Here is a 24130-nt window from a genome sequence, read left to right on the forward strand (position 1 = left end):
GGAAAGATTTCAAATATTAAACTGATCCATAATCTGCCTTTTTACAATTGGCGGCAAACCCATCAGCAGTTTTTCATCCATTACAATCAACTCGTTATCTTTCTTGTTTCTGTAATTAAGTGCGATGTAAGTTTCTCCTTTTTTAAAATTCATTTTACCGGTATTTCTCTTGGTATTTGTACATATATCTTTGAAAGAGAGGTCGATGTCTTTTTTAGGGCTGATTAATATAGTCCCGCAGAAATCAATTAAACCGGTGTTTGCATCAATACGCGCGTTACTTTCGGGTCCCAAAGAGATGGTGTAATCTTTGGAATCAATCTCCTGATTTTCTGATAAGGAAGTATTCACAGAGGTGGTTATGGATTCCTTTTTGGGTATTCTCAGTATTAAAAATGAAAGAGCAATTAAAAGCAAAACACTGGCGGCAGCCACTAAACCAATACTATTAAATCCTGAAAGGCTAATGAATTTAAATTTCTTTTCTTCTTTTGAAGTGGGTAATGAAGAAGAAATGTTTTGCCACATTTCGGCTTTTACATTTTCTTTGTGAAGGTTTTCTGGTAGAATAATTTCTATCTCAGTATCGTCGTCGAGCAACCAATTTTCCACCATAGCAGATTCTTCGGGAGTACATTCTCCCTTATGGTATTTTTCGATAAGCTCTTTACTAACCTTCATGAAAGCCTCTTTTTAGAATACAGAAGTACTTTTTAGTAAAAGTAGCATATCTGACGGTTTTACGAAGCCGTCAATTAATAAAATCAGCAGGAATATTCTGAAAGATGGGATTTGAGAGAAGTTATTGCTTTGGAAATATGATACTCCACAGCTCTTTCCGAAATTAAAAGATCCACAGCGATTTCTTTATTGGAAAGTCCTTGTTCCCTGCTCATTTTGAAAACTTTACGGCATTGAGATGGTAAAGTTTCTATTAACGAAGTGATCCTTTCTTTTAGGCTGCTTACCATAACTTCATTTTCTGTATAATTTAGTGAAGCAACCTGGCTTTTAACAATATTTTCGTGATGCTGTTCACGAATTTTTTTGTTTCTGATATATTCGAAGACCTTGAATTTGGCCGAACGAACAAGATATCTCTCTACGGATTGATTAATTTCAAGTTCATCTTTTCTTTCCCAAAGCGACTTGAATATTTCCTGGACCATTCCTTTGGCGGGCTCTGTTTCTCCCAGATTGGCATAACAAACTGAAAAGACTTTCTCCCAATATAAATTGTAGATTTCCTTAAAGGAATCTTCGTCAATTCTGAATGAGATTTTTTCTGGCTGATCGATATGCATAAGAAATCGGATGTCTTACAAGACAATCTGTTTGCAAATATATATTCTTATTTATATCTAGTCCAAATAATTTGAAAATAATTTGAAAACATGGTGATAATTTTTGAGGTTGACTAAAAACTTTTTAAGGGGTAAGGAATAGTTGGTTTCAAAAAATAATATTAATCAATAAGTGTTTGCATTAAAACAGGAAGCTCCGAAGGAGCCACGAAACATGATTTTGAATTTATTATCTATAAACAGGAAGCTCTAACGAGCTATTCCTCGGCAATTCCGAATTCCTGCCCTTTTCAGGGCATCCTGTTTATAGCAAAGCGATGGAATTATTATTTCCTAACTCCATCGGAGTTTCCTGCTAGTCTCCGAAGGAACCACGAAACATGATTTTGAATTTATTATCTATAAACAGGAAGCTCTAACGAGCTATTCCTCGGCAATTCCGAATTCCTGCCCTTTTCACAGGGCATCCTGTTTATAGCAAAGCGATGGAATTATATATTTCCTAACTCCATCGGAGTTTCCTGCTAGTCTCAGGAAGCTCCGAAGGAGCCACGAAACATGATTTTGAATTTATTATCTATAAACAGGAAGCCCTAACGAGCTATTCCTCCGCAATTCCGAATTCCTGCCCTTTTCAGGGATACTGTTTATAGTAATAGTGTTAAGAAGTTATTTGTTATGGCCAGAATCCGTTTTCTTATCCGAACAAATACTTGGTAAACTTCACAAAATAAATTACCAATACTGGGAAATGATGACATTATTAATTTAGAATCCGGATGGTGACTTTGTACGCGTCGGAGGAATTTTCCCCGGCTGTCTTGTGGAGGGTTAGAAATAAAGACAATCGGTAAAACATTAGCTATCTTTACCGTTCTGAAAAATTAAGATTTGAAATGGCAGTACAAAAATATAATGACCGGGTAAAAGTTAAAGTGAAGAATCATCCGGATACCTGGATGATTCTGGAACATGAGAATATCAAAAAAGGAGCAACGACAAAATTTACGGGTAAGGTAAAATGCAGAAATGTGACCACCGGGGAAGTGAAATTTTTTAGCGAAAACAGTTGCGAACTGGCTTAGTCAAAAATCTCACTTTTATATAAATCTGGTATCTGTTAAGCAGGTACCAGATTTTTTTGCTTCATGCGCTATTGAGTTCTTTGTTAGGGAATACTGAAATTTGAGAAATATCAAATACAGTAGATTTGCTATGATCATTATTTATAATAGTAAATCCCTAATCCTTAGATTGATGAAACGAATTCCATTAATTCTGCTTTTACTTTTTGTTCATTTTTTACAAGCACAAAATTCCGCTGAAAACTACGTTGTCGATCCCGCCTCGGAAGAGCAGCCGAATGTTCCAAAAGGTGAGGTTCTGAAATTTACTTTTGAGAAATCAAAAATATTTCCGGGTACCTGGAGAGAATATTGGGTTTATGTTCCAGCTCAGTATAAAGCAGATAAGCCCGCTTGTGTTTACGTCAATCAGGATGGAATTCAGTGGAAGGCGCCAACGGTTTTTGATAATCTGATTTTTAAAGGTGAAATGCCGGTTACAATAGGCATTTTTGTAATGCATGGGAAAGTGAAAGCAGAAAATTCAAATGAAGCACTTGACCGTTTTAACAGGAGTTTCGAATTTGACGGATTGGGCGATGCTTACGCGAAATTTATTCTGGATGAGATTTTACCAGAAGTAGAAAAGCAAAAAACAAGTGACGGCCGGGCTATAAAATTATCCAAAAACGGAAATGATCGTGCAATTGGGGGATCGAGTAGCGGAGCCGTTTGTGCTTTCACCGCAGCCTGGGAAAGGCCGGATGCGTTCACCCGGGTTTTCAGCGCGATCGGAACCTATATAGGTCTGCGTGGTGCCGATCGTTATCCCACTTTGATCCGAAAATACGAGCCGAAACCACTAAGGATTTATTTACAGGACGGGAGTAATGACCTCAATATTTATGCTGGCGACTGGTGGATGGCGAATCAGACGATGCTGCGGGCTTTGACATTTTCTGGTTATGAAGTGAATCATCAATGGGGTGAAGGCGGACATAATGGTAAACAGGGGACCGCGGTTTTTCCGGACGCCATGCGTTATTTATGGAAAAACTGGCCTGAAACAGTCAAGACTGGAAAAAGCCAAAATCAGTTTCTTTCATCATTATTGCTGCCAGAACAGAACTGGGAGCTTGTAGGAGAGGGGTATCGATTTACGGAAGGCCCGACAGTCAATCGAGCGGGCGATTTATTTTTCCAGGATATTCCAAATGGAAAAACGTATAAAGTTGATACTAATAACAAACCGGTAACTATAAATGAAGTTTCGCATAATGCCAGCGGAACGGAATTCGATAAGGATGGAAACCGTTATGAAGTTGCTCAAAAAACTTTATCAATTATTAAATATACTCCGGATGGAAAAAAGCTGGATGTCACAACTAATATTGCCGGCAATGATTTAACAGTAGCTGTTAATGGGAATATATACGTAACCGTTCCTGATGGGAAAGAAAAGCCGTCTTCAATATTTCTCATTCGCCCGAATGGCGAAAAAGTTGAAGTGGATAAGGGTTTACTTTTTGCCAATGGACTGGCACTTTCTCCGGATCAGACTTTACTATATGTTACTGAATCAGCGTCGCATTGGGTTTATGCTTATCAGGTTTTCAAAGACGGTACTTTGGGGAGCAAACAAAAATTTGGTTGGCTCCATGTACGGGACGCTGATGAAAATGCCTGGGGAGATGGGCTTACCTGCGACCGGGACGGAAGAATTTATGTAACAACAAGAGCAGGAATCCAGATTCTGGATCAAACAGGCAGAGTTAATGCGATTCTTCCAACGCCTAATGGAAATGCTTCCAATGTGGCTTTTGGAGGGAAGGATTTTGATATTCTGTATGTGACAGCAAATGATAAAGTATACAAACGCAAACTGAACACGAAAGGAGCAAATAACTGGGATAAACCTAATAAACCCGAAGCTCCTAAATTGTAAAAATTTACCTTTTTTCATTTAGTATAAGTCAGATGGGCAAAAGTTAATCTGCACTTAACACACACTTAGATTTCCCGAGATAAATTTGATGCTTAAATGATGTTTAAAAGCATTTGATTAAAAGTATTTAGTATTTTATTCGAAATGAATTCAAGAAGAGATTTCTTAAAGAAAGCCGCGCTTTTGTCGGGTACGGGTGCGATGGCCAATATGCTTCCGGCAGTTATTGAAAGAGCGATGGCTATAAATCCGGAGCTGGGAAGTACGTTTTATGATGCGGAACATATTGTATTTCTGATGCAGGAAAACCGTTCATTTGATCACCAGCTTGGCACCTTGCAGGGCGTTCGTGGTTTTAATGATCCTCGTGCTATTCAATTGCCGGATAAAAATAAAGTATGGCTTCAAACCAATAAAGAGGGTGAAACATACGGACCTTTTCAACTTAATGTAAAAGATACAAAAGTAGCCTGGATGGGTTCCGTTCCACATAACTGGACGGATCAGACGGACGCTATGAATGATGGAAAATACGACAAATGGCTGGATGTAAAAAAAGCCAGAAACAAGGATTATGCGAAAATTCCATTAACGATGGGTTACTGTGACCGTGCTGACTTTCCTTTTTACTATTCTCTGGCCGATGCTTTTACAGTTTGTGATCACAACTTTTGTTCAAGTATAACAGGTACGCATCCAAACCGTCATTATTTTATGACGGGTACAGTTCGTGAAAAAAATGAAGTTGAGGCGGTTGCGCATTTGTGGAATAACAGCAATTATGAATATCCGGAGTTAAGCTGGAAAACTTATCCGGAACGCTTGCAGGAAAACGGCGTTTCATGGAAAGTTTACCAGAATGAGCTTACGATGGGTTATGGTTTGAAGGGTGAGGAAAGTGCCTGGCTTAGTAACTTCGGGACAAACGTGCTGGAATATTACAAACAATATAATGTGAGACTTCACGAAGGCGGAATTGCCAATTTGCAGACAAAAAAGGAGAATCTTTTGCAGCAGATTGGAGAAATGGAAAAGCAGCCTTCTGATGAAAAAGTGGCTCAGCGACTTGCAGCTTCAAAAAAACTTCTGGTTTTGATTGAAACAGCCCAGTCCAGATTTACCACCGAAACATATAATAATCTTTCGGAGCAGGCAAAAGAACTGCATAATAAGGCGTTCATAACCAACATCAACGACGTGTATTACCACGAACTTGAAGAACTGAAATACGATGATAAAGGGACGGAAAGGGAATTGAAAGTACCCAAAGGTGATGTTTTTCATCAGTTTAGAAATGACGTGAAAAACGGTACTTTACCAACAGTTTCCTGGCTGATGCCGCCCGCACATTTTTCAGATCATCCGGGGCAGCCGTGGTTTGGCCCCTGGTATGTGAGTGAAGCGATGGAAATTTTGCTGGAAAATCCGGAGGTTTGGAAAAAAACAATTTTCATCGTTACCTATGACGAAAATGACGGATATTTTGACCATATGCCCCCTTACGTCGTTCCAAATCCGTACAAGGAAAATACAGGAAAGGTATCCAAAGGAATTGATCCGAAAATGGATTTCGCAACCAAAAGCCAACAGACAAATCCATCGATGCAGGATAATAATCTTCGGGAAGGATCCATCGGATTGGGATATCGTGTGCCGATGATCATTGCGTCGCCCTGGTCGCGTGGAGGTTTTGTGAATTCCGAAGTTTTTGATCATACCTCATCTTTGCAATTTTTAGAAAATTTCCTTGAAAAGAAATTTAGTAAAAAGGTAAAAGAGGAAAATATCACAGCATGGCGCCGGACAATTTGCGGTGACTTAACTTCTGTATTCAGGCCCTATAACGGAGAGGTTATTACCAAACCTGAATTTCTAATAAGAAAACCGTTCATCGAAGGAATTCATCAGGCTCAATTTAAGAATGCTCCCGATAATTATAAGCAATTAACAAAATCAGAAATTGAGCAGATCAATACAAATCACCATGAATCTCCATATTTTCCAAAACAGGAAAAAGGTGTAAGATCGGCTTGTGCTTTGCCTTATGAAAACTATGTACATACGGTTTATGATAAAAACAAAAACAGTGTTGAGCTTTCATTTAAAGCAGGAAATAAGGTTTTTGGCAATAAAGCGACTGGTTCTCCTTTCCGGGTTTATGCTATGAATAGTTACCAAAATGATTCGTTGCGATCATGGGATTACAGCGTGGCTGCGGGGGATATTATAAAAGATGAATTCAGTTTGGCTGATTTCGAAAATGGACAATATCATTTCAGGGTTTACGGTCCGAATGGATTTTACAGGGAATTTCTGGGTAACAAAAATAATCCGTTGCTTAGACTTACCTGCACGTTTGAGGCCAGTAGACTTAATCCTTCAAGATTAACCGGAAATGTGCTGATTACCGTTACCAACAGTGATACAAAACCGCATGTTTTAACGATATCGGATAACAGTTATAAATCTGAAAATCAGAACAAAGCAGTGTCGGCGGGTGCACAGACTTCGATCGTTTTGAATCTTTCCAAAAATTATAATTGGTATGATTTCAGTGTAAAAGTTAAAGGTTTTGATACTTATCAGGAACGTTTTGCCGGTCATGTTGAAACCGGGCAAATTACGAAAACGGATCCGCTGATGGGTGGGATTGTTTAATAAAATTTGTATTATCCTGAACGATTTTATTTTCTTGGTATGAAGATAGATTGTTCAGGATTTTTTGAATTTTCAAATAGTCATTTCCCCACGCATCGGATTTTTCAACATTTCAACACATTTTGAATGGTCAGTTTCCTTACCAAAAACATACATCATTTTGGTAATAGCGGCTTCGGCAGTAATGTCTGAACCGCTCACAACGCCCACTTGTTTCAGGAATTTACTGGTTTGGTAATGTCCTTGCGCCACACGTCCGCCGTCACATTGAGAAACGTTGAAAATGATCACGCCACGCTCAATTGTTTTTTGTATTTCTTCCAAAAACCAAGGCTCGGTTGTTGCGTTTCCAGCTCCATATGTTTCCATTACAATTCCTTTTATTCCTTCAATTCCCAAAATTGATTTTACAACCTGTTTATTGATTCCGGGAAACAGTTTTAAAAAAGCCACATTGGTATCAAGTTTTGATTGAGTTTTTACCTTTTTATTCTTCTCAAATGGTTTGATAAAAGGCAAATTCCAGTCAATTCTTACACCTGCATTGGCCAACAATGGGTAATTTTCGGAATGAAAAGCGTTAAAATCCGAGCTTTCCTGTTTTTTGCTGCGGTTGCCGCGAAGCAGATGCGAGTTGAAATAAATACAAACTTCAGATAGGATAGGCGTACCATCTTCATTTGTAGCAGCCGCAAGTTCAAGTGCAGTTATAAAATTCTCACGAGCATCTGATCTTGCTACACCAATTGGTAATTGAGCACCGGTGAGAATAACTGGTTTATTTAAATCGTCCAATAAAAAACTTAATCCGGAAGCGGTATAAGCCATTGTATCTGTTCCGTGCAGTATTACAAAACTGTCATACTTTTCGTAATGGTCAGATATGATTTTGGCAAGTTCAATCCATATTTCCGGATTCATGTTAGATGAATCTATCGGCTCATTTAACGTCAGGAAAGTAATCTCGAAATCAAGTCTTCGTATTTCCGGGACTTTCTCAATTACCTGCTCAAAATTAAACGGTACTAATTGTTTTCCTTTTGTTTCATAAACCATTCCCAAAGTTCCACCAGTATAAATGACAAGGACGGAAGCACGTGCAGGCTCAGGGGAAATCGGGTTGATGTGGATTGTATTATAAGGCATTTTTATTTGCAGTAATGATTCTGTTCGATTCAGCTTGCCAAAGTTAAAAGAGATTTAGCAGTTTTTGTAGTTCTGGCTATGACTTCCTGTTTTGTAATTTGTTTTAAATCCGCAACACGCTGTGCCACGAGATCAATATAAGAAACCTCATTTCTTTTGCCTCTATATGGCGTTGGTGCCAGATAGGGACTATCGGTTTCCAGGACCAGATTTTCCAAATCTACAAATGGCAGTACTTTATCCAAGCCGCCGTTTTTGAACGTGGAAACGCCTCCAATCCCCAGTTTAAATCCTAAATCAATCACTTTTTGAGCTTCTTCCAATGTTCCGATAAAGCAGTGGAAAATTCCTGTTAGAGAAGAATCTGCAAATTTCTCTATTAATGCAACAGTTTCCCAAAATGCTTCACGACAATGAATGTCAATCCATAGGTTATGTTTTCTTGCAAGTTTGCATTGAAACAAAAAGGCCTCTTCCTGCTGAGCACGAAATGTTTTATCCCAAAACAAATCCATCCCGATTTCTCCAATGGCAATAAATTTGTATTTATTCAGCCATTCTTCAACAATTTCCAATTCCTTTTCAAAACCTTCTTTTACATAAGTAGGGTGCAAACCGATCATGGGCAAACACTTATCAGGAAAAGTTTTTGCAAGCTGCATCATTCCCGGAATTGTGGTATGATCACAATTGGGCATCCAGATTTGTTCAATTCCTAAATCCCAGGCGCGTTGTAACATTTCAGTACGGTCTTCATCATACTTTTCATCATATATGTGGGCATGTGTTTCTATCATGGTCTTGTTTTACTTATATTTTATTAATAGGTTCTGTCTTTCCAAAGTGTTTTTTCTGGCAGGAAATAGACGATTGGCATTAAAATCGTAATACCGGGCATAAGACCCAAAACAAAAATACAGACTTCTAAAGGTCCTTTTGTTTGAGAAACATAATTGATATAAGGCTGATTCCGGTAATCAAAATATAATTTGAGATATCATTCTTATGCTTCGGGCTGGATCCCGGATTGAGATAATTCCAATGGCAGGAAATGCTTACTTTAACTGGTTGTAATAAATTAGACATGAAGTCCGGTTCCGGAATTTTTTAAAGGATGATCAAGCGCTGCTTTTTTACTAAGAATGCATTCAGCGCATTGGTAGCGCTTTAAAATGATAATCTTTTCCTGAAAAATGTTCCAAAAAGCGGGGCAAGGTATATTGCATGTTTTTTGCAGCTTTGAGACTGTCATGAAACAAAATAATAGAGCCGGGACGGGCGTACTTTATTGTTTTTGCAAGACAAATTTCAGGTTTTACTGCCGCAGAAAAATCTCCGCTCAGAACATCCCACATAATAATTTCCTTCGTTCCGGGAAGTTGCCTCCACTGGCTTTTTTTCATTCTTCCATAAGGCGGACGAAATAAATTCGTTTCCAGATCAAGTTGTTTTTCACACAAAGCGATATTGGCCAGATATTCATCATCGTCACTTTTCCAGCCGTTCATATGGTTAAACGTATGATTTCCAATCGAATGGTCATGATCAAGTATTTTTGAGAAAACCAACGGATGCTTTTTGACATTATCACCAATACAAAAGAAAGTCGCTTTGGCTTCAAATTGTTTCAAAGTGTCCAGCACAAATTCCGTAATATCCGGAATTGGCCCATCATCAAAAGTCAGAAAAATCTCTTTTTCTGTTGTTGGAATGTGCCAGGTATAACGCGGATACAAGGCTTTTAACCAGAATGGAGAATAGTGTAAAAACATTAGTATGTGTGTTTACAAGAAATTCAGTAACCAGATTTGTAATCCAAATATACGGATCATCGCCGGTAAAAATTGATTATCCCGATAGGAGAAAGCTGATTAACAAAATAAGCCACTCATAATGAATGGCTTATTTTGTTAAATCTTATTTTGTAATTATAGTCTGAAATCAGGCATGTGCAAAAATCGGATTCAGCATAGAAACTGCTTTTGCTTCCAGGAATGATTCGCCCATCAGGAATTCGTCCACAGCGCGGGCTGCTTCACGGCCTTCGCTGATCGCCCAAACAACAAGAGATTGTCCACGACGGCAGTCACCTGCTGCGAAAACTTTTTCATTTGTTGTGGACTGATAGCCATTCGCTTTGATATTGCCACGCTCATCAAATTCCAGATCAAGATCTTTCAAAAGTCCTTCCTGCTGCGGATGTAAAAATCCTGCTGCCAAAAGTGCAAGTTCACAAGGTAATACCTGTTCGCTTCCTGCCACTTCTTTCATTTGCATACGACCCGTTTCAGGATCTTTCTGCCAGTCAAGTTCAACAATTTTCAAACCGGCTAGATTACCGTTTTCGTCTCCAACGAAAGATTTTGTATTGATAGACCAATGTCTCTCGCAACCTTCTTCGTGTGAAGTTGAAGTACGGAGCATCATCGGCCAGTTTGGCCAAGGCGTGCTGATATCACGATCTTTTGGAGGAACAGGCATCAGCTCGATCTGCGTTACAGATTTCGCACCATGACGGTTTGAAGTTCCCACACAGTCAGATCCTGTATCACCACCACCGATTACAACTACATTTTTACCAGTGGCCAAAAGTTGGCCGTGTTTGTATTTTGCTCCCTGATGATCTACTTCCGGGAAAATATCAGCATTACGTTTGTTTTGCTGGCTCAAAAATTCCATCGCATAATGAACGCCTTTCAACTGACGGCCTTCAATATTCAAATCTCTTGGAACCGTTGATCCCATTGTCAAAACCACGGCGTCATATTCATTCAAAAGTTCGTCAGCTTTGATATCCACACCAACATTTACATTGGTGATAAACTCAATTCCTTCTTCCTGCATCACAGCAAGGCGACGGTCGATAACTTGTTTTTCAAGTTTGAAATCAGGAATCCCGTAGCGTAGAAGTCCACCAATTTTATCAGCTCTTTCAAGCAAAGAAACTGTGTGTCCAGCCTGATTTAACTGATTTGCAGCAGCCATTCCGGCAGGGCCAGAACCTACAACGGCAACCTTTTTACCAGTACGTTTCTGTGGAAATCTTGGTTTAACAAGACCCAATTCAAACGCCTTTTCTACGATTGATTTCTCAATAAACTCGATAGCAACCGGAGGTTTGTTTATACCCAAAACACAGGATGCTTCACAAGGTGCAGGGCAAATTCTTCCCGTAAATTCCGGGAAGTTATTTGTCGATGCTAATATTTCATAAGCCAGTCCCCAGTTTCCGTCATAAACGGCGTCGTTGAATTCCGGGATGATATTTCCCAGCGGACAACCGTTATGGCAAAAAGGAATTCCGCAGTCCATACAACGGGCTGCCTGCTCCTTGGATTTTGACTCTATGGGTGCTGTTTCAATTTCTTTATAATCATGAAGACGTTCTTCAACGGCTCTTTTCTTTGGTAATTCCCTTTCAAACTCAATAAATCCGGTTGGCTTTCCCATTCTTATTATTTCCTTGTTAATCGTGATTCAAATAGGGCTGTCTGTTTTCAATGGCGACCGGAGCTAACAGCCAAAAGCTAACGGCTAAAAGTTTACAGGTGATCTACATCAACAACAATGTCCTGATATACAACGTTTTTGTCTGCAATTTGCTGAGCAAGTGTAATGCCGCGTCCGTCAAGTGCTTTCTTGAAGTCACTTGGCAGAACTCTTACAAACTGGCCAATTGACTCTTCCCAGTTTTGCAACAATTGGAATGCAACGTTACTGGTTGTATACTGGAAATGTTTTTCCAGAGAATCACGCAGAATAAGCTGATCTTCTTCGTTGATACCATCAACAGTCACCATTTCGAAATTAACTTTCTCACGGAAATCTCCTGCTTTGTCAAGAACATAAGCAACACCGCCAGACATACCTGCTGCAAAGTTTCTGCCTGTTGCACCCAGAATAACTGCCAAACCACCAGTCATGTATTCAAGTCCGTGATCTCCAAGTCCTTCCACAACAACCTTCGCACCGGAATTTCTTACACAGAAACGTTCTCCGGCAGTACCACGAATATAGGCCTCACCGGAAGTTGCTCCGTAAAACGCCACGTTACCGATGATAATATTTTCTTCTGGTTTGAATTTAGAATCACGATCGGGGTAAACGATCAGTTCAGCACCACAAAGTCCTTTTCCAAAATAATCATTCGCGTCACCTTCAAGTTCCAGGCGAATTCCGGTTGTGTTAAACGCACCGAAACTTTGTCCCGCTGTTCCACGGAATCGGAAATGTATGCTACCTTTTGGAAGTCCGATACCGCCGTGAACTTTGGAAATTTCATTTGATAACATGGTACCAACGGCACGGTTCAGGTTATTGATCGGGAATTCTCCGTAAACCTCTTCTGAATTTTCAAGAGCCCCTTTCGCCGCTTCAATCAGTTTCAGATCGATAATATCACTAATTCCGTGATCCTGATCTTCCTGTTTGTATTGTGCAACCGAAAGATCTGCATCCTTAAACAGGATCGCGTCGAAATTAAGGTTTTTATATTTCCAGTGTTTTAAATCATTGCGTGGTTCAAGGTATTGAACTTGTCCAACCATTTCGTTTACAGTGCGGAAGCCAAGCTGAGCCATAATCTCACGAAGCTCCTGCGCCATGAACGTAAACATGTTCACCACATGTTCAGGTTTTCCTGAGAATAACGCACGAAGCTCTTTATTCTGCGTTGCAACGCCAACCGGACAAGTATTCAAGTGACATTTACGCATCATGATACAACCTGCCGCAACAAGCGCTGCCGTTGCAACACCCCATTCTTCCGCTCCAAGCATTGCCGCAATCGCAAGATCTTTACCTGTACGAAGCTGACCATCCGCCTGAACCGTAACCCGTCCGCGCAATTTATTTTTTACAAGTGTCTGATGCGTTTCAGCCAAACCAAGCTCCCAGGGAAGACCTGCATGACGAATCGAACTCAAAGGCGATGCACCTGTTCCTCCATCATAGCCTGAGATCAGAATGTGATCCGCATGTGCTTTTGCTACACCCGCAGCAACAGTTCCCACTCCTGCTTCCGAAACCAGTTTTACGCTGATACGAGCCGCACGGTTTGCATTTTTCAAATCGAAAATCAGCTGTGCCAAATCTTCAATCGAATAAATATCGTGATGGGGCGGGGGAGAAATAAGTCCTACACCCGGAGTCGAATGACGAGTACGTCCGATCCAGTCATCTACTTTATGACCTGGAAGCTGACCACCTTCACCCGGTTTTGCACCTTGTGCTGTTTTAATCTGTAATTCACCTGCATTACTCAAATAATGGCTGGTAACCCCGAAACGTCCGGAAGCAACCTGCTTGATTTGAGAATTCATGCTGTCGCCGTTAGCCAGTTTTTTGTAGCGAAGTTCATCTTCTCCACCTTCACCTGAATTGGATTTTCCACCAATACGGTTCATGGCAATGGCCAGCGTTGTATGCGCTTCCCATGAGATCGAACCAAATGACATAGCACCTGTTGCGAAACGTTTGAAAATGTTTTCAACCGGTTCAACTTCTTCGATTGGAATTGGTGTTCCTTTTTTGAAACGCAACAATCCACGAAGTGTTAATGCTTTATGTGTTTGGTCGTCAATGAGTTTTGAATATTTCTTAAACTCAGCGTAACTGTTATTTTTTGTTGAATGTTGCAGCAAGTGAACAGTCTGCGGATTGAAAATATGCGCTTCACCACGTTGTTTCCACTGATAAAATCCACCAACCTCCAGACGCGGAGTCATGTTTGGACTTTCGTGGTAAGCAACTTTATGGCGAACCAAAACTTCACGCGCAATTTCAGAAATCCCCATCCCGCTGATGCGGGAAATAGTACCTGTGAAGAAACGGTCAACCACATCTTTATTCATACCAACGCATTCGAAAATCTGAGCGCCCTGGTAAGACTGAAGTGTAGAAATTCCCATTTTAGAGAAAATCTTCAAAAGCTCTTTGTTAACAGCTTTGATGTAGTTGTAATATAATTTATCGTCGGTAAACTCACCATCGATCATGTTCTTGCGGTTCATGAAAGAAAGCGTTTCGAAAGCCATATAAGGACAAACACCGGCTGCACCATAACCAATCAGCGTAGCAAAATGATGCGTTTCCCAAACATCACCAGCCTCCACAAGCAAACCAACTCTTCCTCTCAAACCTTCACGGATCAAGTGGTGATGTATGGCAGCTGTTGCAAGCAAAGTAGGAATTGGCGCATGATCCGAATCGATTGCACGGTCAGAAAGAATGATGATCTCAAAACCATCTTCAATTGCTTCAACCGCATACCGGCAAATTCTCGCCAAAGCACGTTCCAGCGCTTTTCCACCTTCATCTGCGCGGAAATAGATGTTGATCGTTTTTGCCTGGAAGTGATTTTTGTCAATAAATCTTAATTTATCAAATTCCGAAACGGTTAAAACAGGATGCGGCAATTCGATCTGACGGCAATGCTGAGGCGTTTCTGTCAGGATATTTTCTGTACTTCCTACGAAAGAGATCAGCGACATAATTGCTCTTTCACGAATCGAGTCAATAGGAGGGTTTGTTACCTGAGCAAAAAGCTGCTTGAAGTAACTCGACATATGCTGGCTTTGTTCCGAAAGAACAGCCAAAGGAACGTCTGTACCCATCGATCCGATGGCCTCCATACCACTTTGCGCCATAGGAGCAAGGATCATCCGCAAATCTTCCGAAGTAAACCCAAAAGCCATCTGACGTTTCAACAACGAAGAATCTTCGTATTGTCTGTAAGTACGAATTGGCTGATCAAGATCTTCAACGCGCAATTTATTTTCATTCAGCCACTGCTGATAAGGCTGCGCTGAACATATCTGTGCTTTAATTTCTTCATCAGGAATGATACGGCCTTGTTCCATATCAACGATGAACATACGTCCTGGCTGTAAACGGCCTTTGGTTACTACTTTCGCCTGATCAACATCCAAAACTCCGGCTTCAGAAGCCATAATGATGGTGTCATCATCCAAAACCCAGTAACGTGACGGGCGCAAACCATTACGGTCAAGCGTTGCACCTACCATTTTTCCGTCTGTAAACGAAATTGAAGCAGGTCCGTCCCAGGGTTCCATGATCGCGGCGTGATACTCGTAAAACGCTTTACGTTCAGCATCCATCTGCTCATTGCCATCCCAGGCCTCAGGCACAAGCATCATCATTACATGAGGAAGCGAGCGGCCGGAAAGGTGAAGCAATTCAATAGCATTATCAAGATTCGCTGAATCCGATTGTCCCCGGTCACAAATCGGAAGGATCATATCCATTTCCTCTTTGCTGAAATATTCCGACTGGAAAGCTTTTTCGCCGGCGCGGATCCAGTTCACATTTCCTTTGACGGTATTAATTTCGCCATTGTGAGCAATGTAACGGAAAGGCTGCGCAAGTTCCCATTTCGGAAAAGTATTGGTGGCAAAACGAGAGTGAACAACAGCAAGCGCCGAAACCACGGACTCATTTTCAAGATCCGGGAAATAATATTTCAACTGAGCAGTCGTCAGTTGTCCTTTGTAGGAAATTGTGCGGCATGATAAGGATGAATAATAAAAAGTACCTTTTGCACCTTTTACAGTATCATGGATCAGACGCGCAGAAACCTGGCGGAGTATATAAAGTTTACGTTCGAAAGCGATGTCTTCAGTAACATCGTCCGGACGTTTGATGAAAAGCTGTTCTACATAAGGCTCCACAGACAAAGATCCTTCACCAAGCGTATTGTTCAGTGTCGGCACTTTTCTGTAACCCATCAGGGTTAAGCCCAGTCTTTTTAACTTTCGGTTTACAATATCCCTGCATTCTTCCCTGACGGTTTCGTCATTTGGAAAGAAGATCATACCTACACCATACTCACCCGCAGGAGGTAATTGGAAACCGATTTTTGAGCATTCTTCTACAAAATACTCGTGGGGAATCTGTATCAGGATACCGGCGCCATCACCGGTGTTTGGATCAAAACCGGTAGCACCCCGATGCTCCATTCTTTCCAGCATGTGAATAGCGTCCGCCACGATCTGATGTGACTTGCGACCCTTAATGTTGGCACGGAAACCTATCCCACATGCATCATGTTCAAATTCCGGGCGATAAAGCCCCTGTTGTTCTACCATTGGTTCTGACATTTGCGACATATATCGAAGAGTGTAGATTTTTTACAAATTCGTGTGTAGAATTTATATAAATAAGCAAATTAAATTAAACGCTTTGCCGCTATCGCATTAAGAATAGAGTAAAGCCACGCAAGATAATGATAAAAAATATTTGGTGTAATATCAAAACCACGAAATTTTATCCAACCTATATGAAATTGGTTGTTTTATTACAATAAATCTGAAAATACTGATAATTTGACAATGAAGTGATACTATTGTTATGAATTTTTCAAAAGAAAATGCTGTGATTTTTGTTTTACACTTTTCATTAATATCAGCTTTTCCGCATTGTTAAACTACGAAATTTTAGGGTAAAATAAAAAAACCATCACCCTTGGGATGATGGTTTTGAGCTTAAAAAGAACGATTCTAAGTAATCAGGGTTCGCTTGATTCACTTACATTGTCATAATCGTCTGCATCATAATCGTCATCTCCCGCACCGAATTCATTTTCAAGATTGTTCATGAAAACTGCATCAATGGCCTCTTCCTGCGTTGGAAGTATGTTTAAATCAGGAATTTTTAAAGATTCAAGCAAGTCAATAAAATCATCATCTCTGGTAACGATTACCAACATACCCAAGTCGTTAATACATAACCTGTTTACTTTTTTGAGTACAGATGTTCCATTGGTATCGATGGATTTTGTCACCTGCATATTGACGATCAGGTTGTTGAATCCTTCACGAAAAAGCTCACGGGATTTTTCCTCGAAAGCTGCTGGGATTTCATCAGCGAACGCCGTCTCTTCAAGGTCGATGTAGGCGTATTGTTCTTTTTTTTGTAGGCTGTGATTCATACGAGTTTTTGTTAAAACCAGATGATTTGTTAGGTTAATTAGTTTTACCAAACTAGGCTAGTGCCCGCAGGATGGCTTTTTCTATGCGTTGCAATGGATTATCTAAATTGTTTTTCTGGAATTTCCTGCCAGACACTTTTTCAAAAAGCTCAATATAACGTTCCGAAATCTGTTGGATCCAAGCCTCTTCCATCGCTGGTACAGTTTGTCCTTCTTTTCCCTGGAAACCATTTTGAATTAGCCATTCTCTTACAAATTCTTTCGACAATTGTTTCTGAGGCTGGTTTAGTCTCTGATTTTCTTCATACGTATCTTTATAAAAATAACGTGAGGAATCCGGCGTATGGATTTCGTCTATTAAATAAATCGTGCCATTCAATTCTCCAAACTCATATTTTGTATCAACAAGAATAAGTCCCTGGTCGGCAGCCATTTCTGTGCCACGATTGAAAAGCGCTAAAGTGTAGCGTTCCAAATGTTCGTAATTATCTTCGGACACAAGTCCGTGACTTAATATTTCTTCTTTTGAAATATCTTCGTCGTGCCCTTCGTGTGCTTTTGTTGTAGGCGTGATGATAGGTGTCGGTAATTTGTCATTTTCTTTCAGTCCGTCAGGCAAAGAAACTCCGCAAACTTCTCTTTTTCCCGCCGAATATTCCCGCCATGCATGGCCTGCCAGATATCCACGAACCACCATTTCCACAGGAAAAGCATTGCATTTAATACCCATACTTACATTAGGGTCCGGAACTTCCTGCAACCAGTTTGGCACAATATCCGAAGTTGCCGACAAAAAGTGTGCTGCAATCTGATTTAAAACCTGGCCTTTATAAGGAATTGCTTTTGGCAAAATAACGTCAAAAGCAGAAATTCTGTCGGTGGCAACCATTACCAGTTTATCTTCAAAAGAGTATACATCACGTACTTTTCCTTTGTAAAAACCGGTTTGGTTTGGGAATTGAAAATTAGTTTCTGGTATGCTGTTCATGGAGTTTTATAGTAAAAATTACCATTCTATTGTTTCATTTCGCTCAGACTTTTTTGCGTACTGTTTTCGTCTGAGTTGGTAAATATATTGGGATTCGTTTGATTTCATGGCATCCAAAATAAGACGGGCCTGTTCTTCTGACATATTCATGGATTTCAGACTGCGTAATAATTGCTCACGTTTTGCTGCTTCTTCCTGTTCAAGCCCTTCCGGTTTTGGCTCTGGTTTTGATGGAGTTGGCTTGTTTTTACTTGCTTCATTTTTCGCCATTCTATTGTCCTGGCTCGACTGCGAAGGTTGTTCTATTCCTGAAAAATGTGTTTTTAAAATAATATAGTTTGACCGCGCGACTGTGTTTCTGGGTTCAAGACGAAGTGCCGTTTTTAATTTTTCCAAAGCCGCTGCCGTATCTTTTTTAGAAACCAGTATCAGCGCAACCTGACAATTTGCAACCGAGGCAATGGTTTTGTCTTTTACATGATCAAGCAATTTATATTGATATAAAGCATCTTTCAGCTGTCCGGCCTGATAATAGGAGTGTGCCATGTTAAGCCTTGCCGCCGGATCAGAAAAAACAGAGCCGTAGGTAATCTGATGATATAATTTGGACGCATTCACAAACTGCTTTTTCTTAAAAGCCATTTCCGCGCCAATCTTACGTTCATTCGTTTTTGTAATAGCATCGAACGTCCGGTTGTCCCATAGCAAAAGCAGTAAGTACAATAGTAAGGCGTTCATAATATTCCGGTTTGAAGGCAAAAATAAGAATAGATACTCAGAGTCGGAAAGTTCCGATGGTAATTAAAATGTCAAGAATTAATAAAAAGAGCGCAGCGCCAAGAAAATAGTAATATTTATTACTGACAACGGTGACAGTTCTTGTGTCTACAAGTGTTCCGTCCGCATTATTGATCTCGCTGATCATCCTGTTTATTTCGTTTTTCTCATTATTCAATTCGTAATAAGATCCTTTTGTACTGATTGCCATGGTTTGTAAAAAGTCATCGTCAAGTTTACTGATCACCAGATTGTCTTTTTCGTCTTTTAAAGGTTTGCCCTCTGACGGGATACTGCTGCCATTTTTGGTACCCACGGCAGCGACGTATACACCGACGCCAAATCGCCTGATGTTGTTGTATAGTGACCTGTAACAGTCACTTTTATTTTCACCATCCGTAAAAATGACAATCATTTTTGAACGGCCTGGACGGTCGTTTCCGTCGACCAGTTTTTTATATGCCAGTTCCGTAGCGCCACAGATATTTGTTCCGCTGGTTGGTAAAAGTTCTGTTTGCAAGCTTTGAATGAAAAGTTCAAGAGCGGCGGCATCATAAGTAAGCGGGACCTGAACGAAAGCTTCGTTTGAAAAAACGATCAGTCCGATGCGGTTTGAATGCTGGTTTTGGACGAAATGGTTAATTTCAAATTTTACTTTTTCCAGGCGTGTAGGCGTGACGTCTGTCGCATCCATGGATTTGGACAGGTCAATCAGAATATAAATGTCCTTTCCTTTCGATTGGATAGCCTGATCCGCTTCACCAAAAGACGGGCCGAGCAAACTGACGATCAGTAAAGCGAAATAAATGGTACGTAAAAATAGTTTTAAAATTAAAGTTCTGGCCGTGGTATTAAGCTGCCGCGCCACACGAATGGTACGGTAAAAGAAGGTAATGTAGGCAAGAATAAAGAAAAATATAAAAAAATATTCAGTACTTTCAAAGGGGTAATTCCAGTTCATAATGAACGATTTGACTAATTAAAAGTTTTCCAAAAATAGACAATAGAAGCTTGTGACAAACTTTTTTTTTCGAAAACATTTGTTTTTCTGATTTACAACCCGCTATATTTGCAACCCAGAACGGAAAGACGGAGGGATGGGTGAGTGGCTGAAACCAGTAGTTTGCTAAACTGCCGTACTCGCAAGGGTACCGCGGGTTCGAATCCCGCTTCCTCTACACTGTTTCATTAATGCGGGTCGCCGCAAATTAGTTGATGGTTTGAAAAGTAATTTGACAACCATCGAAAAAAGGTTTTAAGGTTTCGGGGAGTGGCGCAGCCCGGTAGCGCATCTGGTTTGGGACCAGAGGGTCGCAGGTTCGAATCCTGTCTCCCCGACAATTATAACCATTGATCAGTTGGCAATTATCATTGAGTAATTTAAAATTGCTCGCTGCATATCACCAACTGTTTTTATTTTAAACGGTCCCGTAGCTCAGCTGGATAGAGCAACTGCCTTCTAAGTAGTAGGTCTTGTGTTCGAATCACAACGGGATCACAGAAAAGAGTATCAAAACTCGCTAAACTCCTGCAAATCAAGTATTTGCAGGAGTTTTATTTTTTGCGGAATACCCCGAAATATTCAATAATTCTCAAAAAAAAGGTGAGTAATTCGGTGAGTTAGATCTCTGAATTCTCCAACTCACCAGAATACGCGTAACCAATTGTATTGCAGCATGTTATGCCGAAGAACATCTTGTGCTACCGGATTTGCAAGACTAATTTTGTTTAACCTTTTAACTTAAAAGTTATGACGGCAAATTTGAGTCTGCTTTTCTATGTGAGAAAGCAAAAGAATTATGACGGTGGTGAAGCGCCGATTTATTTAAGATTGACCGTCAACGGCAAACGGATTGAAATTGCCACGGGAAGGCAATGTGATCCAAAAAGATGGAACACAGTAAAGCCGGTAGGTTATCTGGCAGTAAAGAAGACGTTCGGGCCACAAATGCATACCTAAATACTTTACAGGAGAAAGTATTTGGTGCCCATAGTGAACTTGTAAGATGCGGTGAGCTAATTACAGCCGAATCAGTTAAAGATAAATTCAATGGCCGGGTTGAAAATCCCAAACTTCTGTTGGGAGTAATCAAAGAGCATAACCAGCGAATGGAAGCGCTTGTAGGAACAGAGTATGCACCAGGGACACTTAATCGATATAGAGTGCTCGAAAGCCATACCAGGGCTTTTTTAAAGGCGAAATTTGGGGCATCAGATTTGGATATCAAAAAAGTCGATTTCGCTTTTGTCAGTGACTATGAATTTTATCTACGTTCCGTTCGTAAAATGAGTAATAATTCGGTAGTCAGACACATGAAAATGCTTCGAAAGATAATTAACATTTGTTTAAATAATAGCTGGATTCAAGTCGACCCATATTCGAACTTCAAGGGGAAATACAAGAAAGCAGATAAAGCCATACTTACACAAACAGAGATTAATTTGATTGCTGATAAAAAATTTGTTTCAGAAAGGCTTACACAAGTCAGGGATTCATTTCTATTTTGCTGTTATACAGGTCTTTCTTACAGCGACGTCCACAATCTAAAGCCCTCCGACATTGTTGAAGGATTTGACGGGCAGCAATGGATATTCATACGGCGGGGTTAAAACAAATTAGGAATGTAACATTCCGCTGCTGCCTGAGGCCAAAGCGATTGTCGACAAATACTTGGAAAATCCTGTTCGGGTCTTAAGGGGGAATCTCTTACCTGTTGCAAGCAACCAGAAAATGAATGATTTTTTAAAAGAAATTGCAGTACTGTGTGGTATCAGCAAATCGTTGACCTGCCATGTCGCTCGTTACACATTTGCAACCACGATTACGTTACAGAATGGAGTACCGATAGAGACAGTATCTCGAATGCTGGGACATACGAACATTCGTACAACCCAGATTTATGCTAGAATTCTAAACATGAAAGTGAGCAGCGATATGCTGATATTGAAAGAAAAACTTGCAAAAGGAAAGTGAGTTTTAGTCAATGACTTGTAGAAATACCGGGAGACTAGGCTTCGTTTCGTAACGGTGATAATTTTTAAAAGTCCCGTCCAGACCATACATTTTTTTGCAAGGCTTAAGAAATCCTGTTAAAATTCAATTTTAACAGGATTTCTTTTTGCTTTTGATCTTTAAAACCTCTCAAAATTAATGACTTATAAGTATTTGACAATAAGTCATTTATAAGTATTTTTATCTTTGTCATTTTTATAAAAACTTTAAAACTATGCGTAATATGCTTCTAATAGCTTGCCTTGTTTGAACAATCCAACACATTTTAATTATTGATGAATTTTTCTATTCCATCATCTCCAAATTTAATAAATACATTCCGGAAGGAGGTCTGTTTACTTTTATGTACTCCTGAGCTTTGGGCGTTAATATAAGCGAGGTACAGAGAAAAAACACAGATCAGCAACAATTGGTAACGAAGGCAAACACTCACTTAGAAGCTGAATCTATAATGCATACGGCGTAGGAAAGTGACAATGCCATGAACTTTTGAACACAAACGGAACTAGCAGTAATTGGCGTAGTAAAACATTTGAACGTTTCACAATTAGCGTTCAAACCTGCTGCCGACAAATGGTGTATTAAAGAATGTGTTAAACATATTGCAGTTGCGGGAAATAACCTCCGGATGATGGTAGAAGAGCCACTAAAAAGCCTGCAAATCCTGAAAAAAGTAAAGAAATCAAATTTACTGATCACCAATTGATCAAAGCTGTAGAAGACCGTTCGCATAAATCGAAAACATTTTAAGCCCTGGAACCGGCAAATTCGCATGAAGCACTTAGATCTTTTAAAGAAAAGCGTAAAAATTGATAGCCTTTGTTAAAAGTACTAAGGAAGATTTATGGAATCATGTCCCTGTATTACCCATTGTTGTATACAATGCTTATCAATTCATCCTGCTGATATCCGCCCATTGTAACCAGCCTACACAGCAAATCAAGGAGTTAAAAGCTGACCTTAATCTTCCAAGGCCTTAGCGATTAATTAGCTCGATTTAAATCTGATGTTTAGCGATGTATTTATTTTTTTTGGTTTTTGGGTGTTTGATAATAACATTTACAAGGGGCCAGACAATATTGAGTGCTGCCACTACGGTCATTGTGCTGCTTCGTCTCTGCGGTAAACCACTGACTGGATAAACCTAAAAAAATGTTGTCGGTGATAAAAGATAGTATAATTTGCCTGCCTAAAGTTTTCATCCATGTCAGGAAGGTTGACTGCTTCGATACTACAGACAATCCAAAAAAAACAATACATACATTTTAGTAGAGCGTTTTGCCATAATCTATTCCAATCCTTTTGTACCTGAAAGTCAGCGAATAACCAGGATCCCTTAACTCGAAGCAGATTGTCGAGAAGATTGAAAATGGATTTGGATTTCTGATTTGAAAAATTGTCAAAAACAAAGCAGGTAATAATGAAGTCAAATCTTTGGTCGGTGAAATAACTTTCTACCGGCATCTGGAGAAAATTAATTTCATTTTTTTTAATATCTCTTTTTTTAGCAAGAGCAATCATCTTCGAGGAAATATCCAAGTAAGTAATGCGGAGCCCATCGGGGTGTAGCCTGGTGATTTCTTCCAGAATTCCACCAGTTCCACCACCCACGATAAGAATATCCGAAGGGGAAATCATGAAAGCTGCGAGTGATTTTTGAGAATTAATAATAGATTTTTGAAAAATCAACCGGCTGATCCAGTCATAGGTTCCGGCGATATACTCATAGTTGTTAGTCAACATTTTTTTTATTCGATCAATTTTCTAACATTTTTTGTGATAAGGCATACGTTCAAAATAGACTGGGGAAATGATTTTATAAGTCTGTTTTTAATTTATGTTGTCGAAACGAACTGTCTCAACTTGATGCAGTAAAATAATCAGTCCAGGGTGCAATTGGAATGCTAACTGTTAATCATTTTTACAGCGACTGTAAAAGCTTCTTCTTCTTCTCGAAGATGTTAATTTAATATCAACGCTGATCCGGTACTGTCAAACTGCTTATCTTTTGGTAGGTTTCGGTTATTCTTTTTCATTTGTTATCCGGGACAGCTGTCACTGGAGCAATCAAAATTATTATCGCGGGGTTAATCGTTGATGGAATTCCTTTTCAACAAACAGTCTTTGTTTTCCAGAAACCAGGTGCTGATATTCAGCGAGAAACGAACCAAAGGATTTAAATGAAAAGGATTGCGATTGATTTTTTTTTTCGTATTGTTTTTTATAGGGAGTACTTTCATTAACTAAATTGTGAAATCATGGAAAGTAATCAATATTCTTTGGGATGC

General features: G+C 39.8%; 18 protein-coding genes and 3 tRNA genes. 9 read left to right on the top strand and 12 right to left on the bottom strand.

Annotated elements, in window-relative coordinates:
• Positions 1-9 precede the first annotated feature (9 nt).
• A complete protein-coding gene (locus tag FDK13_RS33115) occupies positions 10-681 on the bottom strand; it encodes a hypothetical protein (RefSeq protein ID WP_137344313.1) in 672 nt (223 codons plus the stop codon).
• Between the two features lie 83 nt (positions 682-764).
• Positions 765-1304 (bottom strand): RNA polymerase sigma-70 factor, encoded by a 540-nt coding sequence (locus FDK13_RS33120; RefSeq protein WP_137344314.1) that lies wholly within the window; start codon positions 1302-1304, stop codon positions 765-767.
• Between the two features lie 896 nt (positions 1305-2200).
• On the opposite strand from FDK13_RS33120, the gene FDK13_RS33125 reads away from it, so the two are divergent.
• The 3 genes from FDK13_RS33125 to FDK13_RS33135 all read left to right on the top strand — a co-directional run bounded on the left by FDK13_RS33125 (position 2201) and on the right by FDK13_RS33135 (position 6971).
• On the top strand, positions 2201-2389 hold the full coding sequence (locus FDK13_RS33125) for a hypothetical protein (RefSeq protein WP_137344315.1): 189 nt from the start codon (positions 2201-2203) through the stop codon (positions 2387-2389).
• A gap of 172 nt (positions 2390-2561) precedes the next feature.
• Complete coding sequence (locus FDK13_RS33130; RefSeq protein ID WP_137344316.1) at positions 2562-4313, top strand: SMP-30/gluconolactonase/LRE family protein; 1752 nt, start codon at positions 2562-2564, stop codon at positions 4311-4313.
• Positions 4314-4457: 144 nt separating this feature from the next.
• Entirely contained in the window at positions 4458-6971 is a 2514-nt protein-coding gene (locus FDK13_RS33135; RefSeq protein WP_137344317.1) for a phosphocholine-specific phospholipase C, read from the top strand.
• Positions 6972-7043: 72 nt separating this feature from the next.
• On the opposite strand, the gene FDK13_RS33140 is transcribed toward FDK13_RS33135, so the two are convergent.
• The 9 genes from FDK13_RS33140 to FDK13_RS33180 all read right to left on the bottom strand — a co-directional run bounded on the left by FDK13_RS33140 (position 7044) and on the right by FDK13_RS33180 (position 19790).
• The gene (locus FDK13_RS33140) at positions 7044-8117 is read right to left on the bottom strand and encodes an asparaginase (protein ID WP_137344318.1); all 1074 of its coding nucleotides are present in this window, start codon (positions 8115-8117) and stop codon (positions 7044-7046) included.
• 29 nt (positions 8118-8146) lie between these two features.
• Positions 8147-8914: a TatD family hydrolase gene (locus FDK13_RS33145; RefSeq protein ID WP_137344319.1), complete on the bottom strand. Its 768-nt coding sequence runs from the start codon at positions 8912-8914 to the stop codon at positions 8147-8149.
• Between the two features lie 351 nt (positions 8915-9265).
• Positions 9266-9889: a polysaccharide deacetylase family protein gene (locus tag FDK13_RS33150; RefSeq protein WP_137344320.1), complete on the bottom strand. Its 624-nt coding sequence runs from the start codon at positions 9887-9889 to the stop codon at positions 9266-9268.
• Positions 9890-10058: 169 nt separating this feature from the next.
• On the bottom strand, positions 10059-11567 hold the full coding sequence (locus FDK13_RS33155) for a glutamate synthase subunit beta (protein ID WP_137344321.1): 1509 nt from the start codon (positions 11565-11567) through the stop codon (positions 10059-10061).
• Between the two features lie 92 nt (positions 11568-11659).
• Complete coding sequence (gene gltB / locus FDK13_RS33160) at positions 11660-16243, bottom strand: glutamate synthase large subunit (protein WP_137344322.1); 4584 nt, start codon at positions 16241-16243, stop codon at positions 11660-11662.
• A gap of 398 nt (positions 16244-16641) precedes the next feature.
• Positions 16642-17064: an anti-anti-sigma factor gene (locus tag FDK13_RS33165; protein ID WP_137344323.1), complete on the bottom strand. Its 423-nt coding sequence runs from the start codon at positions 17062-17064 to the stop codon at positions 16642-16644.
• 52 nt (positions 17065-17116) lie between these two features.
• Entirely contained in the window at positions 17117-18052 is a 936-nt protein-coding gene (locus FDK13_RS33170) for a phosphoribosylaminoimidazolesuccinocarboxamide synthase (protein WP_137344324.1), read from the bottom strand.
• Positions 18053-18070: 18 nt separating this feature from the next.
• A complete protein-coding gene (locus tag FDK13_RS33175; protein WP_137344325.1) occupies positions 18071-18790 on the bottom strand; it encodes a tetratricopeptide repeat protein in 720 nt (239 codons plus the stop codon).
• A gap of 37 nt (positions 18791-18827) precedes the next feature.
• Positions 18828-19790, bottom strand: coding sequence for a vWA domain-containing protein (locus tag FDK13_RS33180; RefSeq protein WP_137344326.1), 963 nt, complete (start codon positions 19788-19790; stop codon positions 18828-18830).
• Positions 19791-19920: 130 nt separating this feature from the next.
• Between FDK13_RS33180 and FDK13_RS33185 the strand changes: the two genes are divergently transcribed.
• The 6 genes from FDK13_RS33185 (at position 19921) to FDK13_RS36325 (ending at position 21803) form a co-directional block, all read left to right on the top strand.
• Positions 19921-20007: transfer RNA gene (locus FDK13_RS33185), tRNA-Ser, on the top strand.
• An 86-nt stretch (positions 20008-20093) separates the two neighbouring features.
• Positions 20094-20167, top strand: a tRNA-Pro gene (locus FDK13_RS33190).
• An 86-nt stretch (positions 20168-20253) separates the two neighbouring features.
• A tRNA-Arg gene (locus FDK13_RS33195) sits at positions 20254-20327 on the top strand.
• Positions 20328-20579: 252 nt separating this feature from the next.
• Positions 20580-20789: an Arm DNA-binding domain-containing protein gene (locus FDK13_RS36315; protein ID WP_229216324.1), complete on the top strand. Its 210-nt coding sequence runs from the start codon at positions 20580-20582 to the stop codon at positions 20787-20789.
• On the top strand, positions 20720-21439 hold the full coding sequence (locus tag FDK13_RS36320; protein ID WP_229216325.1) for a tyrosine-type recombinase/integrase: 720 nt from the start codon (positions 20720-20722) through the stop codon (positions 21437-21439). The genes FDK13_RS36315 and FDK13_RS36320 overlap by 70 nt, the downstream gene beginning before the upstream one ends.
• 61 nt (positions 21440-21500) lie before the next feature.
• On the top strand, positions 21501-21803 hold the full coding sequence (locus FDK13_RS36325; RefSeq protein ID WP_229216326.1) for a tyrosine-type recombinase/integrase: 303 nt from the start codon (positions 21501-21503) through the stop codon (positions 21801-21803).
• Positions 21804-22940: 1137 nt separating this feature from the next.
• Here FDK13_RS36325 and FDK13_RS33205 read toward each other — a convergent pair.
• Complete coding sequence (locus FDK13_RS33205) at positions 22941-23585, bottom strand: class I SAM-dependent methyltransferase (RefSeq protein ID WP_137344327.1); 645 nt, start codon at positions 23583-23585, stop codon at positions 22941-22943.
• Positions 23586-24130: the final 545 nt, after the last annotated feature.

This window comes from Dyadobacter frigoris, assembly GCF_005280585.1.
GTDB lineage: Bacteria > Bacteroidota > Bacteroidia > Cytophagales > Spirosomataceae > Dyadobacter > Dyadobacter frigoris.

What these genes read in the sequence shown, in the direction of transcription:
- FDK13_RS33115 (WP_137344313.1), bottom strand. Translation starts at nt 681, where the DNA reads ATGAAGGTTAGTAAAGAGCTTATCGAAAAATACCATAAGGGAGAATGT.
- FDK13_RS33120 (WP_137344314.1), bottom strand. Translation starts at nt 1,304, where the DNA reads ATGCATATCGATCAGCCAGAAAAAATCTCATTCAGAATTGACGAAGAT.
- FDK13_RS33125 (WP_137344315.1), top strand. Translation starts at nt 2,201, where the DNA reads ATGGCAGTACAAAAATATAATGACCGGGTAAAAGTTAAAGTGAAGAAT.
- FDK13_RS33130 (WP_137344316.1), top strand. Translation starts at nt 2,562, where the DNA reads ATGAAACGAATTCCATTAATTCTGCTTTTACTTTTTGTTCATTTTTTA.
- FDK13_RS33135 (WP_137344317.1), top strand. Translation starts at nt 4,458, where the DNA reads ATGAATTCAAGAAGAGATTTCTTAAAGAAAGCCGCGCTTTTGTCGGGT.
- FDK13_RS33140 (WP_137344318.1), bottom strand. Translation starts at nt 8,117, where the DNA reads ATGCCTTATAATACAATCCACATCAACCCGATTTCCCCTGAGCCTGCA.
- FDK13_RS33145 (WP_137344319.1), bottom strand. Translation starts at nt 8,914, where the DNA reads ATGATAGAAACACATGCCCACATATATGATGAAAAGTATGATGAAGAC.
- FDK13_RS33150 (WP_137344320.1), bottom strand. Translation starts at nt 9,889, where the DNA reads ATGTTTTTACACTATTCTCCATTCTGGTTAAAAGCCTTGTATCCGCGT.
- FDK13_RS33155 (WP_137344321.1), bottom strand. Translation starts at nt 11,567, where the DNA reads ATGGGAAAGCCAACCGGATTTATTGAGTTTGAAAGGGAATTACCAAAG.
- gltB (WP_137344322.1), bottom strand. Translation starts at nt 16,243, where the DNA reads ATGTCGCAAATGTCAGAACCAATGGTAGAACAACAGGGGCTTTATCGC.
- FDK13_RS33165 (WP_137344323.1), bottom strand. Translation starts at nt 17,064, where the DNA reads ATGAATCACAGCCTACAAAAAAAAGAACAATACGCCTACATCGACCTT.
- FDK13_RS33170 (WP_137344324.1), bottom strand. Translation starts at nt 18,052, where the DNA reads ATGAACAGCATACCAGAAACTAATTTTCAATTCCCAAACCAAACCGGT.
- FDK13_RS33175 (WP_137344325.1), bottom strand. Translation starts at nt 18,790, where the DNA reads ATGAACGCCTTACTATTGTACTTACTGCTTTTGCTATGGGACAACCGG.
- FDK13_RS33180 (WP_137344326.1), bottom strand. Translation starts at nt 19,790, where the DNA reads ATGAACTGGAATTACCCCTTTGAAAGTACTGAATATTTTTTTATATTT.
- FDK13_RS36315 (WP_229216324.1), top strand. Translation starts at nt 20,580, where the DNA reads ATGACGGCAAATTTGAGTCTGCTTTTCTATGTGAGAAAGCAAAAGAAT.
- FDK13_RS36320 (WP_229216325.1), top strand. Translation starts at nt 20,720, where the DNA reads ATGGAACACAGTAAAGCCGGTAGGTTATCTGGCAGTAAAGAAGACGTT.
- FDK13_RS33205 (WP_137344327.1), bottom strand. Translation starts at nt 23,585, where the DNA reads ATGTTGACTAACAACTATGAGTATATCGCCGGAACCTATGACTGGATC.